At 54.9% G+C, this 1,698-nt stretch carries 1 pseudogene; it reads right to left on the reverse strand.

Annotated elements, in window-relative coordinates:
* Positions 1-1,698, reverse strand: a pseudogene (locus AAX04_RS12250) (hypothetical protein); the annotation flags it as partial.

Here is a 1,698-nt window from a genome sequence, read left to right on the forward strand (position 1 = left end):
GTGTAGCTGCTTGGCGTTAGGCCGCTGGCGAAGGCAACGGCAACCTTGCCTACGGGTATGGTGACTGGTGTGGTTGAGCCGTTAACCACGGTCACTGATATCGCTGACAATGGTACACCGGTTACGATACCGGTTAGGCTGTAGGTCCCTGGAGGTAGCACTAGGCTTACGTCGCTGGCTAAGCCGCTGGCAACAACCATGCCATTGTACGTCAGGTTCAACGTGTAGCTGACTGGAGTCAAGCCACCGGCGAACTGTACGGCTAAGGCACCGGCTGGGGCTATTAGGCTCTGCACTACGCCATTCATAACGGTGGCACTTAGGCTCTCCGGCACACCCTGTATCGAGACGTCCACAGTGTAGCTTGTGCCGCTTGGGCTATTCACCGGAAGCACGAAGGTGCCTGGTAAGCTACCAGTGGTCACCTGCGTAGTGCCGTAGAACACGGTCACTGAGGTCTGTTCATTGGGTAGCGGCTTCAGGGCAGGTGTCACGGTTAATGCACCGGCAGGCACGGTGTATGATAATGGTGCGGTTGCGTTGCTCACGGTTAAGTAGTACAGCTTAGTTGAGTAGCTGCCTATTGGAACACCCATCCACTGGGTAGTGGTTACGTTAACGGTGGCTCCACTGACGCTTATCGGTATCACTGGGGTTGTCACGGTGCCGCTTGACGGCACGGTGAATACACCTGAGAACACCTGCGCCGTTGATGGCGAACCAACGCTTGGCGTGCCTATGCCGGTGGTGCCTACGCTGTAAACTGGCTCACTAACAGCTATGGCTAGGTTGGCGCCAACTGGTATGGTGCCAACGCTGGTTAATGTGCTCAGTGATAGGCCTGTGCTAACACCAACGGTCACTGGGGTTAGCACTGCTCTTAGGGTTACGCTGAACACTCCACTTGGTACAGTGGCACCACGCTGTATACTGAATGTTGCATTGCCAACCTCAACGTAGCCAACGCCCGGCACGTAGTAGTAGGCTACGACGTAGAAGCTTGTTGACGGCACCTGGCTGTACACAGTGGTCCCTATCTTGGACACCCTGGCATCGTATATCGTGGCTGAGCCACTGGTGCCTGTCGTGGTTATGGCCTCGAACTCAACACCGTTGGCGGTTGAGTCGTAGGTTATCACGGTGGCATTACTGACAGGCTGCCCGCCAATAGTCTCAACAGTAACAGTCATGGCGTATACATACGTCCTAACACCGATAGCCGCGAAGGAGTCGCCTAGCTGGTACACATCATTGGGTACGCTGGTGTCGTAGATGTCTATGAAGTAGTACTTGGATGGCTTAAGTAGCCACAGTGGGTAGCTGTCGTACCAGAACACTGCAATCCTAACTGGTGGTGTAGCCATTGTGGTTGCGGCTGTGTTGCTGGCCTGGCCAACGGTCACACCGTAGACTGGTGATGTGTAGGTTGTAGTGAAGGCAGTGGTGTTAATACCCTCAAAGGCTGTTGCTGTGGCTGATGTGCCGTTGGCAAACGTGGTGGTTGCGGTTACGCTCACACTCTCAGGTAGTGGCTGGGCTAGGGTACCGTTGCTCGTGGTTACGGTTAAGCCGACTAGGCTATTACCGAAGAACACCGCAACGGTCTGGTTTGCAAGTGGTCTACTGTTCCAGTCCTGCACCATGGTTAACGGGGCGTAGTACACGGTCACTGTGAAGCTACCGGCTAGGGTTGTCTTG

Origin of the sequence: Caldivirga sp. MU80, assembly GCF_001663375.1 — an archaeon.
Lineage (GTDB): Archaea > Thermoproteota > Thermoprotei > Thermoproteales > Thermocladiaceae > Caldivirga.